15 protein-coding genes are annotated in these 14,026 nt (G+C 50.0%); 12 read left to right on the plus strand and 3 right to left on the minus strand.

Features of this window, described 5'->3' with window-relative positions:
• Window positions 1-30: 30 nt before the first annotated feature.
• The 10 genes from Q320_RS18195 to Q320_RS18200 all read left to right on the plus strand — a co-directional run bounded on the left by Q320_RS18195 (window position 31) and on the right by Q320_RS18200 (window position 8,890).
• Window positions 31-843 carry a M90 family metallopeptidase gene (locus Q320_RS18195; RefSeq protein ID WP_084282312.1) on the plus strand — a complete coding sequence of 271 codons (813 nt, stop codon included), beginning with the start codon at window positions 31-33 and terminating at the stop codon, window positions 841-843.
• A 40-nt stretch (window positions 844-883) separates the two neighbouring features.
• The gene (locus Q320_RS0102805; protein WP_027467744.1) at window positions 884-1,660 is read left to right on the plus strand and encodes a class I SAM-dependent methyltransferase; all 777 of its coding nucleotides are present in this window, start codon (window positions 884-886) and stop codon (window positions 1,658-1,660) included.
• A 127-nt stretch (window positions 1,661-1,787) separates the two neighbouring features.
• On the plus strand, window positions 1,788-2,228 hold the full coding sequence (locus tag Q320_RS0102810; RefSeq protein ID WP_027467745.1) for a hypothetical protein: 441 nt from the start codon (window positions 1,788-1,790) through the stop codon (window positions 2,226-2,228).
• Between the two features lie 644 nt (window positions 2,229-2,872).
• Window positions 2,873-3,208, plus strand: coding sequence for a YnfA family protein (locus Q320_RS0102820; RefSeq protein WP_027467746.1), 336 nt, complete (start codon window positions 2,873-2,875; stop codon window positions 3,206-3,208).
• 96 nt (window positions 3,209-3,304) lie between these two features.
• The gene (locus Q320_RS0102825; RefSeq protein ID WP_027467747.1) at window positions 3,305-3,895 is read left to right on the plus strand and encodes a TetR/AcrR family transcriptional regulator; all 591 of its coding nucleotides are present in this window, start codon (window positions 3,305-3,307) and stop codon (window positions 3,893-3,895) included.
• Between the two features lie 202 nt (window positions 3,896-4,097).
• A complete protein-coding gene (locus Q320_RS0102830; protein WP_027467748.1) occupies window positions 4,098-5,255 on the plus strand; it encodes an iron-containing alcohol dehydrogenase in 1,158 nt (385 codons plus the stop codon).
• 16 nt (window positions 5,256-5,271) lie between these two features.
• Window positions 5,272-6,291, plus strand: a complete 1,020-nt coding sequence (gene curA, locus Q320_RS0102835; protein WP_027467749.1) for an NADPH-dependent curcumin/dihydrocurcumin reductase — start codon at window positions 5,272-5,274, stop codon at window positions 6,289-6,291.
• Window positions 6,292-6,444: 153 nt separating this feature from the next.
• Window positions 6,445-7,014 carry an isochorismatase family protein gene (locus Q320_RS0102840; RefSeq protein ID WP_027467750.1) on the plus strand — a complete coding sequence of 190 codons (570 nt, stop codon included), beginning with the start codon at window positions 6,445-6,447 and terminating at the stop codon, window positions 7,012-7,014.
• A gap of 15 nt (window positions 7,015-7,029) precedes the next feature.
• Window positions 7,030-7,932 (plus strand): EamA family transporter, encoded by a 903-nt coding sequence (locus Q320_RS0102845; RefSeq protein ID WP_027467751.1) that lies wholly within the window; start codon window positions 7,030-7,032, stop codon window positions 7,930-7,932.
• 13 nt (window positions 7,933-7,945) lie between these two features.
• Window positions 7,946-8,890 (plus strand): GlxA family transcriptional regulator, encoded by a 945-nt coding sequence (locus tag Q320_RS18200; protein ID WP_035852006.1) that lies wholly within the window; start codon window positions 7,946-7,948, stop codon window positions 8,888-8,890.
• Between the two features lie 83 nt (window positions 8,891-8,973).
• Here the strand turns inward: Q320_RS18200 and Q320_RS0102855 are convergent, their stop codons facing one another.
• The 3 genes from Q320_RS0102855 to Q320_RS0102865 all read right to left on the minus strand — a co-directional run bounded on the left by Q320_RS0102855 (window position 8,974) and on the right by Q320_RS0102865 (window position 10,166).
• A complete protein-coding gene (locus Q320_RS0102855; RefSeq protein WP_027467752.1) occupies window positions 8,974-9,189 on the minus strand; it encodes a hypothetical protein in 216 nt (71 codons plus the stop codon).
• Window positions 9,190-9,269: 80 nt separating this feature from the next.
• Window positions 9,270-9,746, minus strand: coding sequence for an LEA/WHy family protein (locus tag Q320_RS0102860; RefSeq protein ID WP_027467753.1), 477 nt, complete (start codon window positions 9,744-9,746; stop codon window positions 9,270-9,272).
• On the minus strand, window positions 9,747-10,166 hold the full coding sequence (locus Q320_RS0102865) for an acyl-CoA thioesterase (RefSeq protein ID WP_027467754.1): 420 nt from the start codon (window positions 10,164-10,166) through the stop codon (window positions 9,747-9,749).
• A gap of 274 nt (window positions 10,167-10,440) precedes the next feature.
• Here Q320_RS0102865 and Q320_RS0102870 point away from each other — a divergent pair, with 274 nt between their 5' ends.
• Window positions 10,441-12,741, plus strand: coding sequence for an AsmA family protein (locus tag Q320_RS0102870; protein ID WP_027467755.1), 2,301 nt, complete (start codon window positions 10,441-10,443; stop codon window positions 12,739-12,741).
• Window positions 12,741-13,796, plus strand: coding sequence for an A/G-specific adenine glycosylase (gene mutY / locus Q320_RS0102875; protein WP_027467756.1), 1,056 nt, complete (start codon window positions 12,741-12,743; stop codon window positions 13,794-13,796). The genes Q320_RS0102870 and mutY overlap by 1 nt, the downstream gene beginning before the upstream one ends.
• Window positions 13,797-14,026: the final 230 nt, after the last annotated feature.

Genomic DNA, 14,026 nt, shown 5'->3' on the forward strand with positions numbered 1-14,026 from the left:
CATTTGATGGAGACGCTCATAGGAAAATCCATGCTGAACTACTTTCGCCGAAAACGCCGTGACCGTTGGTTAGCTCAGCATCCGATTGCTGATGAATTATGGCTGCCAGTGACCACAATGCCAGTACTAAAAAACCTAAGCGTTAGCGAATTAGCGCGTTTGCGCGAATTGGCCGCGTGGTTTTTGCATACCAAAGCAATCAGCCCGAAAGGCGAGTTGATTTTTTCTGACCCAATGCGCGTGATTTTGGCCGCGCAAGCGGTGCTGCCAATTTTAAATTTGGGCTTCGAAGCCTATGACGACTGGCAGGAAATTATTATTTATCCCAGCCAATTTTTAGCGCACAGCCGCCATATCGACCCGATTGGCGTGGTGCATGAAGGCGAGCAATTGCTGGCCGGCCAAGCGCGTGGCGATGGGCCGGTGCTGTTTTCATGGCATGACGTCATGGAAGGCCCGTGGCTCGACGGCTGGAATGTCGTCATCCACGAATTGGCACATAAACTCGATATGCGCAACGGCGGCCACGCCAATGGCTATCCCGCGCTGCATCACGGCATGAATCACGACGATTGGAAAAGCGCATTTTCCGACGCATTTGCGCATCTGGAATCCCTCGCGCATTCTGGCGAGCCCAGCGACATCGATCTGTACGCCGCCACCAATCCCGCCGAATGCTTTGCAGTCCTGAGCGAAGTGTTTTTTGAGCGTCCTTTACTGCTGCAAGAAACCTACCCCGCCGTGTACACGCAGCTCGCCCAGTTTTATAAGCAAGATCCGGTTGAACGACTGCACCCGCTGCGCTATCGTCCGGTGCCGCACTTTTATGAAGCATTTTTATGAGTATTTACTATTTAATGAGCACGAATGACGAGCAGTTACAATGATCGGTCTTCTAAGCCACAACGCCCCCGCCGCACTCCTTGAGCAAGCAGAATATCTAGGTATTGCCATCTGGAGCAGTCCAGCAGAAGGCGCTACGCATATACTCCAATGGAACGATGAACATTTAGAACTGCAGCCGATTGCTGAAAAAGCCGCTGTGTTTGTCGACTTTGTTAGTGGCGCAGCAGCACATCGGCGGCAATTTGGCGGTGGTCGCGGCCAACCCGTTGCCAAAGCAGTCGGTATCAAAGGCGAATATGTCCCGCGCATCTTGGACGCCACCGCTGGCCTCGGTGGCGATGCGTTTGTGCTGGCGAGTTTAGGCTGTACGATGACCTTGATTGAACGTACCCCCATCGCGTATTTACTGCTCAGCGATGGCCTACAACGCGCGCAGCACGATACCCATACCGCAGAAATTGTCGCCAGAATGACGCTGCATTTTGGCGACGGCCGCGAATGGCTGACGGAGCGCGCAGCCGGAAGCGGGCCTTTAGCTCAGCAAGAATTTGATGTGGTGTATCTCGACCCGATGTTCCCCGAGCCGGGCAAGCGCGCCAAATCGAAGAAAAGTATGGCAGCGTTTCAAACGCTAATCGGCGGCGACGAAGACGCCGACGCGCTCCTCGCCCCCGCACGACTCATCGCCAAAAAACGCATTATCGTCAAACGCCCCCGCCACGCCCCCCTGATGGCCAGGGCACGACCGGATTTTGTGTTTGATGGCGAAAGTACGCGATTTGATGGCTATTTGCCGATTGCGGGGAAAAACTAATCTGGAATGAGATCACTAAGCGAAATTCGAGTGCTAATTCATTAATTTACTGATTTGACAGATTCAGCGACGGATAAACAACCCTGTTGTAGTATTTGCTCATTACACACAAAATATTGACGCGTCGATGCCTTCATTTATTGCCTCAGATATAACGCAGTTATGCGACCACTGGTGCAACGCATCAACCTTAGCTGGGGGCGGCTTCACAATGGGGGGAAACACAGAAAAATTTAGGCTATTGAATAATGGCATTCAATTTCATGATTTAAATCATGAAGCTCTATGCGCCTCATTGGTCGGTCTTTCTAAGGTACTACTCCGCCCAGGGATGAATACAATCATTGATCAAGATCATTTTGGACTGTGGTCTTGGTGTGGCGAGTTATTGCTCAACCCACAAGCTAATTTATTCCCTGCAGAGCAATACGAAATTAAATCCCTCTATGACGCCGTAATTCATTGTGCACTGGCTGGTTGCCGAAAACCGGCGGGCTCAAAAGAAGAATGGCAGGAGCAAAATCGGATACAGGGACTACAAGCCCATCACGCCAAGCAGCTTCTTTAAGCATCAAATTTGGTCTTGGCATACATGGTATTTCCATTATTTGAAGCTGTTTTAAAACGCGCGTGCGCAAACTTTGTAACTTTTAATGGGCAAGTCATCACAGACTTCACCATTCAAACTAAGTTGGGAAAATCCAAAAAATACACTCCAAACGGGAGTAGAAATGCTCAGTGCAGCAGCCTTCGAGACCTACTTTTTTTACACTACACATTGGTTGCCAGTCCGACCTTGAAATCTCTGATTGACCGTTTTCGTGATCACATCATATTTCTAGCAGGGCCTGATGACCCATTCGATATTATCTACGACTGGAGAAATCAGTCATTACATGGTTCTACAAATTTCTCAACTATTGGCGGCACTATACTAAATTTCACATTACTAATTTCTTTGTTTGAACTAGAGGATAATTTCGAGCAACGAAGGTTACTATCACTTGAGCACTGTCGATGGGAACAAACGTCACAATACAAAAGTCCTTGGTCTTTCTACCCCCCGTATTAAACAGAAAAAGCTAGTAGGATGGGTTCAGCGAAGCGATTCTCATGAATTGAAACGTCGATGGAACCGCCAAAAACATGGCTCAACCCATCCTACGGCTGCGGCGTACAATCAACGGTATCTCTCTCCCCAAAACCACCGCGATGCTACTCAAAACCACGGCTTTATTTTTCATCACAGCACTCGCTGAAATCGTCGGCTGCTTTTTGCCTTATTTGTGGCTACGCAAAGGCGGCAGCGTTTGGCTGCTGCTCCCTGCTGTAGCGAGTTTGGTGCTGTTTGTGTGGCTACTCACTTTGCACCCCGCCGCCAGTGGCCGCGTGTATGCGGCGTATGGCGGCGTGTATGTCGCGACGGCCTTGCTGTGGTTACATTTTATCGATGGTGTGAAACTCTCCACCACCGATTGGCTGGGCGCAGGTATTGCACTGCTGGGGATGGCTATTATTGTTAGCGGCTGGTCATCGTCTGCGACTTAATCGCCAGACACGAATTCTGCTTTTCAAATCCTATAAATAATATTACACACAAACCCTGACTAGACGACCGGTCTAATAAGCATTAGAATCCATCCCATGAACTCAGATCACATCGACGTACGTCAGCATATTTTAGATACCGCCAAGCCGATTATTTTGGGCAAAGGCTTTTCTGCGGTCGGTTTAAATGAAATTTTGACCGCTGCCGATGTACCCAAAGGCTCGTTTTACCATTACTTCAAATCCAAAGAAGCGTTTGGTGAAGCCTTGCTGGAAAACTATTTTTCCAATTACTGCGGACGACTTGATTCACTATTTAGTACCCAAGACACAACAGCAGCTGAACGGATGCTGACGTATTGGAGTAGCTGGCTGGAAACGCAAAGCTGCGATGATCGCGATGGGCAATGCCTCACCGTTAAATTAGCTGCCGAAGTTTCGGATTTATCCGAAGCGATGCGCGCCACTCTGGTTCGTGGCACTCAGCAATTATTAGCACGTATCGCGCTGTGTTTAAGTGAGGGCGCTGCGGATGGCTCATTACCCCCCTTTGCCAATGCCGAACAGACTGCCTTGCATTTATATGAACTCTGGCTGGGCGCAACGCTGCTGACCAAAATTCGCCGTGACCGCAGCGCACTTGAATCGGCGATGCAAAGCACCCAATTAATCTTGAAAATCAATTAACAAAAAACATAGATCACGAAAAACACGAAAAAAAATACAAAATGCACGAAAATTACGTCGTATCACTTTAGTGTTTTTCGTGCAGCTCAAATATTTCGTGAACTAGCTTCTGTAAGAAATCACCCAGTATTTTTTAATCAATCAATCGCACCAGCGATTTTGCCTAGCAACTAGACGACTGGTCTAATAAAGGATTGCCCCAATGAATAACTTCGAATTTTTCAACCCCACCAAAATCGTTTTCGGCACTGAAACCATCGCCAAGCTTGATCAATTAGTGCCTGCCACTGCCCGCGTGATGGTTTTGCTTGGCGGCGAAAGCGCGCGTAAAAACGGCACATTGGCTGAAGTACGCGCCGCGCTGGGTTCACGTGAAGTGCATGAATTTAATGGCATTGAGCCCAATCCAACTTACGAAACACTGATGCAAGCAGTCGAAATCATCCGCACCGAAAAGCTTGATTTTCTACTGGCAGTCGGCGGTGGCTCGGTGATTGACGGCACGAAATTTGTCGCCGCTGCCGTGCCATTTGTAGGCGAGCCTTGGGATATTTTGACTAGCTTTGGTCAAAACATCAGCAGCGCGCTGCCATTTGGCACGGTGTTGACGCTGCCAGCGACTGGCTCAGAAATGAATCACGGCGCGGTGATTACACAAAAAGCCACGCAAACCAAATTGCCGTTTATGAATCCGCTGGTATTTCCGCAATTTTCGATTTTAGATCCAAGCAAAACCTTCACCCTACCAACGCGGCAAATCGCCAATGGCGTGGTGGATGCCTTTGTTCACACCGTTGAGCAATACCTTACCTACCCTGCGGGCGGCATGGTGCAAGATCGCTATGCCGAAGGCCTACTGAATATTTTGATTGAGATCGGCCCGAAAGTGCTGGCCAATCCGCAAGATTACGATCTGCGCGCCAATTTGATGTGGGCGGCGACGCAAGCATTGAACGGCTTGATCGGTGCTGGTGTGCCGCAAGATTGGTCGACACATATGATCGGTCACGAACTTACCGCGCTCTTTGATATCGACCACGCCCGCACGTTGGCCATTGTGTTGCCTGCTAATTTGGCACTGCGGTCAGAGAGCAAGCGTGAAAAATTGCTGCAATACGCCGAACGCGTTTGGCACATTACTGAGGGCACCGACGCTGAACGCATTGCAGCAGCCATCCACAAAACACGTGAATTCTTTGAAGCGATGGGAATTCAAACTCGCCTTGCCGATTACGGTCTGAGCCAAGATGCAGTGGATGCGGTAGTGAAGCAGCTAGCAGCGCACGGTATGACCGCACTGGGCGAACGCCAAGACGTAACGCTCGCAATGAGCCGCCAAATTTTAGAAAACTCACTTTAATTTCAAGGATTTTAAAATGACTACTAATCGCCAAATCGTACTGAACTCTCGCCCTGTCGGCGCGCCGACCTTGGATAATTTCCGCCTTGTGGAATCTGCCATTCCGGTTCCAGCCGCCGATGAAGTGTTACTTCGCACGATGTATCTGTCGCTAGATCCCTATATGCGAGGCCGGATGAGCGATACCCCTTCTTACGCTCCGCCAGTTGAACTCAATGCCGTGATGGTCGGCGGCACAGTGGCGCGCGTTGAAGCGTCTAATCATACCGACTTTAAAGTCGGCGATCTGGTGCTCAGTTTTAGCGGCTGGCAAGACTATGCCGTCGCCAATGGCGATTCCTTGAACAAATTATCACCCACACTCACGCAACCCTCGATTGCGCTGGGCGCACTCGGAATGCCAGGCTTTACTGCTTATATGGGGCTGCTCGACATTGGCCAGCCCAAAGCTGGTGAAACCGTGGTGGTCGCGGCAGCCAGTGGCGCAGTGGGCGCGATTGTTGGGCAGATCGCCAAATTGCAAGGCTGCCGCGTGATCGGCATTGCGGGCGGCGCGGATAAATGCGCCTATGTCACAGATGAATTGGGCTTTGATGCCTGCATCGATCGCAAAGACCCCGACTTTGCTGCGCAGCTTGCTGCAGCCTGCCCAGCGGGCATTGATGTGTACTTTGAAAACGTCGGCGGCGCGGTATTTGATGCGGTATTGCCGCTGCTGAATGTCGGTGCGCGGGTTCCTGTTTGTGGCTTGATCGCTAGCTATAACGACAGCCAATTGCCAGCAGGGCCAGATCGTTTGGGGCTATTGATGGGCACGCTACTGAAAAAACGCATCAAAATGCAGGGCTTTATTATTTTTGATGATTACGGCCACCGTTACGGCGAATTTTTCGCTGCGATGAACGAATGGCTGGCGGCAGGGAAAATCAAATTTAAAGAAGATCGGATCGACGGTTTAGAAAATGCGCCAGCCGCATTTATCGGCCTGCTCGAAGGCAAAAACTTCGGCAAACTCGTTGTTCATGTTGCTGATTAAGCATTAATCTCCCCATGTCGATATTTAAAATCCCTGCTCATCAATAAGCAGGGATTTTGTCTTTTTTTGTCCGATAAGTCGTCTACGTTCCGCCTCTACCCCCATTAAATAAAAGCATAAACTAGCTTTACTTTATCCAACAGGGGAAACAAAATGTCTCATCAAAAATCGGCACTGCTGCTTATTGACGTACAAGACTCATTTTTTCATCGGCCGTATTTTAGCGATGCTGACTTTCCCGCATTTCAAACTCAGCTCCTCAAATTAATTGATGCCTGCCAAACACAGGCAATCCCCGTGGTGACCGTGCTGCATGTAACGCCAGAAGGCCCATTTTCCAAAGCGTCCAATTGGGTAAAACCAATGGATTTCTTGCCACCATTAACTGGCCCCGTATTTGAAAAAACGGTACACAACGCGCTGATTGGTTCGGGTCTGCATGAATGGCTGCAACAACAAGGCATCACGCATTTGATTATCAGCGGCATTCGTACCGAGCAATGCTGCGAAACGACGACCCGCGTCGCTTCTGATTTAGGCTATGTCGTGGACTTTGTCACCGAGGCGACACTGACTTTTGCGATGCAACATCCCAACGGCAACATCTACAGCGCAGCCGAAATCAAAGAGCGCACCGAATTGGTACTGAATGAACGCTTTGCCAAAATTTGTAGCGTGGATGACATTGTGCGCAGTTTTGCTGTAAATGCTGTCGCCGTTTAACACTTAGGAATTGCTATGCCAATCCGTGACCTCGCTCTCGCCCTGATTGTCGTGTTGGCATGGGGATTTAATTTTGTCGTTATCAAGTGGGGATTAGTCGGCGTGCCGCCGCTGCTACTGGCGACCTTACGTTTTGCCGCGACGGTGTTTCCGGCGATCTTTTTCTTGCGCCGCCCGAATTTGCCGTGGAAATACCTACTTGGCTACGGCCTAACGTGGGGCGTATGCCATTTTGCGTTTTTGTTTTCGGCGATGGCCAACGGCATGCCCGCAGGCTTGGCATCGGTAGTATTGCAATCGCAAGCCTTTTTCACGCTCATTTTTGCCGCAGTTTGGCTTAAAGAGTCGTGGAAAAGCAGCCAACTCATCGGTCTATTTGTCGCCGGAATCGGGCTGTGGCTGATTGGTAGTAGTCATGGGCAGAGCATGACCTTATTGGGATTTATGATGACCTTATGCGGTGCGGCAGGCTGGGCGATGGGCAATATTGTGATGAAACAATGCGCCAAGCAAGGCTTTCAATTTAGCGTGCCTGCCTTCATGGTTTGGACATCGATTGCGCCTATGTTTGTATTTGCTCTACTTAGCCTCACCATCGAAGGCCCAGCACACATCAGCAGCGCATTAGCAAGCTTCACACTGCAATCGACGCTCGCCGTACTTTATTTGGCCTTTATCGCAACTTTGCTCGGCACCAGTTTATGGAATATTTTGCTCAAACGTCACCCCAGCAATCGCGTCGCACCGTTTAGCCTGCTTGTACCATGGGTAGGCTTATCAGCAGCGGCCATTCTGCTCGGTGAAAGCCTATTGGCACAACAATGGTGGGGCGCGGCCTTGCTAATGTCGGGTTTATTGCTCAATTTATTTGGCGGTAATCTAGTACAGCGCTGGGTCAATCGACGGCAAGTAGCTTGAGTAGGAACTACCGATGACCGAGTTATATTTTGTGCTAACGCCCAATTTTATGCTGCTTGATTTGGCTGGCCCTGCTGAGGCGTTTCAGATCGCAGCTAATCACGGCGCAGCGTATCGATTGCATATGGTAGCGCCCGTGGCTGAGCTGACTTGTTCGATTGGCCTCAAACAGCATCAGCTCTCACCCTTGCCCGAGCCGATCCCGCACAATGCAATCATCGTGCTGATTGGCGCGCAGAACTCAAAAGTGAATCTGCAATTACCCGAAGCGCAGCAAGTGGTGGCGTGGCTACGCGAGCATTTTGATACCGATCTACATCAACTCGCCTGCGTTTGCTCAGGCACAATGCTGGCAGCGTACGCAGGCCTGCTCGATGGACGGCAATGCACCACGCACCACGAAATTCTCGAACGCCTGAAAACCGCAGCGCCCAAAGCGCAAGTGCTGGACGATAGGATTTTCGTGCAAGACGGCATGATTGCCACCAGCGCTGGAATTTGTTCGGGGATTGATTTGGCACTGCATTTGATCGAGCAAGACGCAGGCTCTTTGATCGCGCAAGCGGTGGCGCGTGAAATGGTCGTTTGGCTGCGCCGCAGCGGGCAAGATACACAACTCTCGCCATGGCTGGCGCACCGCAATCACTTACACCCCATGGTGCACAAAGCGCAAGACCTGATCAGCCGTGCACCTGCCGAGCGCTGGACGCTGGATATCGTCGCCGCGCAAGTTCACACCAGCGGGCGCAATCTGGCGCGGCTATTTGCGCAGCATTGCGGCGTGTCGCTGCATCAATATCAGCTAGCTATCCGCATCGCCACCGCCAAAGCCCTGCTCGCCAATCCACAACTCTCCATTGAACACGTGGCCGAACAAGCCGGATTTGCATCAGCCAGAGATTTTCGGCGGGTGTGGCAGAAAGAAATGGGGTTATTGCCAAGCGAAAGTAGAAAATAAACTCGATGTATTAAAAGCCTAAGCCAATTAAATATTGGCCTAGAAGCAAATACATCCAATCAAGACAATCGAAAGCAGATTGATCACTTTTGCTTAGCTTTGCGTTTTAACTCTTCCAACTCCGCTTTTTCAATATGCCGCTGCGCAGCAGCTTCTCTCGCCGCAGTGGCATTGTCTTTTTTCCGTTTCATTAGCGCATCGCGGCGCTCGCGGTCGGTATTGGCGTCTTCAATATGCCCAGCGGCTTGATGCGCTTGCTTGATGAGTTTAGTTGCCTGCTTTTCCGAATTGATGCCCATGATATGCTCCAATCTGACCAGCTACACTATCGATGTATCTGCCTATAGCCATTTATCGTTAAGGGCTACAAGCCAATACCCTACTGCACCGTTTTGATCTCGGCGGGTAAAAACTCGCCCAAACCTGGTAACTCACCTTTACGATCAAACGACACACCACCAGGAACGAGTGGTAAAAATAGTTTGCCGCTGACGGCATAAGCCAGCGGTTTGTCTTTTTGCAGCGTTTTAAGCTGCTTCCAAATCGACGATAAATTCGCGGTGACATTAATCTTCACCACCGCATCGCCCAACTTCGGCAAAGTGACCGCTTCATTGGAAACGCCCGTTGCGAAAGGCTGGCCATTCACATCGAGTTTTAAGTTTAGGCCATTAATTGGCAAGCTAATGTCGTTGGGATTGCTCACGCGCAGCGATACGATAAACTTTTGCTCGATCAAACCCAGCTCAGCAATTTGCAAGCCAGCTAAATTCACCGTCGGCTTTTCAAAATGGCTAGGGATACCTGTACAAGCACTGAGCAGCGCCAGAACTGCAATTACGATAATTTTCTTCATTTAAACTTCCTTCACCACCGCTAACATCGGCGCAAACCGCGCCAAGATTTCACCTTCCATCGCCTGCGCGCCGCGTTGCTCAGGGTGAATCACCGCAAACGTCACGTCGGCTTCGGCGACCAATTTACCGTTGTCTTTGCGGATAATACGTTGGTTGATCTGCCCTTCGCGCGGCAAAATCGCCGCCAAACGCGTTTCGATCAGCAATTCATCGCCCATCGTCGCGGCGCGCAAATAACGAATATCGACGCGGCTGACCACCAGCGCGTATTGATTGGCCATAAACCACGGCAAATCGCCGGATTCTTCCATCAAGCCCCAGCGCGCTTCTTCTAAAAATTCTAAATAGCGGGCGTTATTCACATGACCGTACAAATCCAAGTGAAAACCATGCACTTTAATCGGCGTTAAATGCGCCATAAAACGACTCCTTATATTCACAGGCTGTAATGCCACTGAGCATTATTCGTTCTAATTTCATACAAACCTTGCAGCCTTGACCAAACAGCTTCGCACACACAAAGCCGAAGCTAATCCTGAAAGTAATAAAGCGCTCGCTATTTTGCACTTTTAAACAGCATAAAAAAGGCCAAGTAATCACAAAGCCCCATCTATTTTACCCACAGTGCTTTTGTTCGGCGCGGTTCTTGTGGATAATCGCGCAATCTATTTGTTACCAAGCCCTTAAGACGACATGGATTGGCGCCACTCCCGCCCTTTGCGAATTAGTTTCTTGCTCGTCCTTACGCTCACGGCCTTGCTCGGTATTTTGCCGTACTTTTTATCGTCGGACTTCGTTCGCGATCAATTGAAAATGGCAGTGCAAAGCGACACGCAGCGTAAACTCGATATTCGTGGCAGCGCCCATTTGGTGCTACTACCGCGCCCTGCTGTGCTCATTAAAAACGCGACGCTCACCGAACCGAATGAAAGCACCGTTTTTGCCCATGCCGATGCAATCAAAATTGTGCTGCGCCTGTGGCCGCTGCTGAGCGAGCGCAAAATCGTGGTGCACAGCATTGATATTGATAGACCCGAACTCACGATTATCCGCCATGAAGATGGCACGTATAATTTTGAAGATCTGCTGCAAAACAAGAGCCAACTCATTCAAATGGCGCTCGATAGACTGACTTTCTCGAATGCGCAATTTGCTTGGCAGGATGAATTTTTAAATCAAACCATTAATTTCCAGCAACTCAATCTGGATATGTCCAATTTAACCGACCCCAAAAAAGGCGAACTCGAGCTTGATGGGGAAATTTTTATTGGCAATAAAGGCGAAGCCGCAGTCTGGCGTGGGCAAATTCATGGCGCGGCAGCGATGCGTTATGTCGAGCAAGAACGCCGCCTGCATATTGCCGACATCAAAATGACCGTCGCACAAGAAGGCAGCAGCGATCCTGAACTCAAACTCAGCGATGCCGCGCTGCAAATCACGGGCAATTTGAATTATGGCTGGGATCCGCTGCGTCTCACAGGCGGCGATTTAAAACTGGCCGGTTCAGCGCAACGGGGCGAGCAGCAATGGCAAACCACACTCGATATTCCTGAAATTCGCCTTACCGATACCTCATTGACACTGCAACGCCTCAAGCTCGATCTGCAAATGCAAGAAAAAGACGCCAAATTTAGCGCGTCAACGACGATCCCTACACTCAGTGGCGCGCATCGGCATTTATTGCAAAGCAATGCCGCCAAAATCAACGTTAAATTCACCAGCCCCGAGCAGAATTTGGACGTGATGTTTAGCACACCACTGGCGATTGAACGCGGCACGATTGCTCGTTTGCCGAATTACCACTTAACTGGCACCTATACCAACCGCAGCTTGCCACGTGGCGCAGTGCGCTTGGATCTAAGTGGCAAAGGCGATTTAGATTTACATAATGAACTGATCAATTTAGACAGCAATGGCACGCTAGATTACGAAGCTTTGCGCGCCCAAATTGGCATGGAAAGCTTTTTTGATCCGCAGTTTCGCATCAATATTAATCTCGCTAAGCTCGACTTAACGCCGTATTTACCTGCCGTTGCCGCTGGTGCAAAAAAACTCGATCAAGAGCAAAGCTTTGATTTTTGGTGGCTCAATCGACTCAATGCGATTGGCTCGATCAAAATCGGCGAACTCGTTCTGCAAAATTTATACGTTGATGATTTAGATGTCACGCTGATTGCGCGCAAAAACCGCCTCGTACTCGACCCGCTCTCGGCCACTTTGTATGAAGGCCAGCTCTCCGGGCGCGTAGAAATCAACGCCAGCAAAGCCACGCCCTACTTCCGTATCGAGCAAACGCTCACCGACATGAATATCAATACGCTGCTCACCGACACCTTTGATACCAGCCGCTTTGAAGGCCGTAGTAATCTCACGCTCGATATCGCGGCCAGTGGTAATAAAGTTTCTGATTTACGTAATACCGCCAACGGTAAAATTAAAGCCAGCCTCAAACAAGGTGCAATTCGCGGCATTGATATTAGTGGTTTACTCAGCGCCGCCAGCCAGCAAATTAAATTAATGAACGGCCAAATCAATAAAGTCGATCACAGCAACGGCAAAACCAATTTCTCTGAACTTAACGCAACGTTGCTACTGAAAAACGGCATTGCAATCAATGACGACTTAAGCGTCAGCGCCGATGTACTTAAGCTCAGAGGAGGTGGCAAGCTCAATTTAAGTGCCGGAACGATTGATTACGCGATGCTCGCCAGCGCAAATCCAAAAGTGCCTGAATTAGCGGGTTTATTGGGTTTAACCTTGCCGATTACGTTCAGCGGCCCAATTAGCAATCCTATCTTTAAAGCCGATACCGCCAATCTAAAAGAACAAATCATTGCGCGCCAGCAGGCCGAAGCGGCCGCCAAAGCCGCTCATGCCCAAGCAATAGCAACAGAAGCGGCTGAACAAGCCGCCGCCAAAAAAGCCGCAGCTAAAAAATCAGCGGCACAGAAGAAAACCACTCCAGCTAAAACTCCCACAAAGAAAACTAAATAATGAGCCATTTTTCTACCCGCCTGACCACTTGGCAGCGGGAGCATGGCCGCCACCATTTACCATGGCAAGTTGCGGACGGCTACCGTGTTTGGCTGTCGGAAATTATGTTGCAGCAAACGCAAGTCACCACGGTACTGGATTATTACCCACGATTTTTAGAGCGCTTTCCAACGCTAGCCGACTTGGCCGCAGCGCCGCTCGATGATGTTTTGGCGCTGTGGAGTGGACTGGGTTATTACACTCGCGCGCGCAATCTACATGCCTGTGCGCAAGCCGTGGTGAGGGATTTCGGTGGGCAATTTCCACCCGATCCTGCCTTGATTACGACCTTACCCGGCATTGGCCGCAGTACCGCAGCAGCGATTGCAGCGTTTTCTTATGGCACGCGCGCGGCGATTTTAGATGGCAATGTCAAACGTGTACTAACGCGCTGGGCCGGCATCGAAGGGTTTCCGGGCGTTAAAGCGATTGAAAACCAACTCTGGACTTTGGCCGAAGCGCTCTTGCCTGAGCCAAACAGTGATAAAGACATCGCCACCACAGCGATCAAAGCACACACGCAAGGCTTAATGGATTTGGGCGCAACAATCTGCACGCCCAAAAACCCAACGTGCCTCACCTGCCCGTTAAGCAGCGATTGCCAAGCGCGGATGAGCGGCAGACAAGCTGAGCTGCCGACCAAGAAACCGAAAAAAACCATTCCAGAAAAATCGACAGTGATGGTGTTACTGCGCAATACACAGGGTGAAATTTTGTTAGAGCGCCGCCCACCGACGGGCATTTGGGGCGGGCTTTGGAGCTTGCCCGAAGTGAGTACCACGCTCAGTGCAGCTGAAATCATGGATCAGCGTTTTGGCCTTGCGATTGAACTTGAACCCGCACTGCCAGAATTCATCCACGTCTTCACGCATTACCGCCTAACGATCACGCCACAGCCAGCCTACTTAATCGGTAGCAGTGCATTACGCGAAGACCAAACGGCATGGTTTTCCACAAGCGCAGCGCTAGCAGCAGGCATTCCTACACCGCTACGCAAGATCATCCATTCTATTTAAAGAGCTTGGCACCGCTGTTTACCCAGCCCTAGCTGTGTACTTTATGCGACTTGCCATAGCGCTTTGGCACAAATACTAAGTGGCACAACAAAGCTCTAAGCGGTAAAACTCACTCAACTGCCACTTGCTTCAGCACCTAAATTAATAGCAATGGTATATTGACCAAGATCAATAAATACAATGCCTGTATTAACATACCCTTTGATTTAAATTAAAGACTCAATGTATTT

This window comes from Deefgea rivuli DSM 18356 (genome assembly GCF_000620145.1).
Taxonomy (GTDB): Bacteria; Pseudomonadota; Gammaproteobacteria; order Burkholderiales; family Chitinibacteraceae; genus Deefgea; species Deefgea rivuli.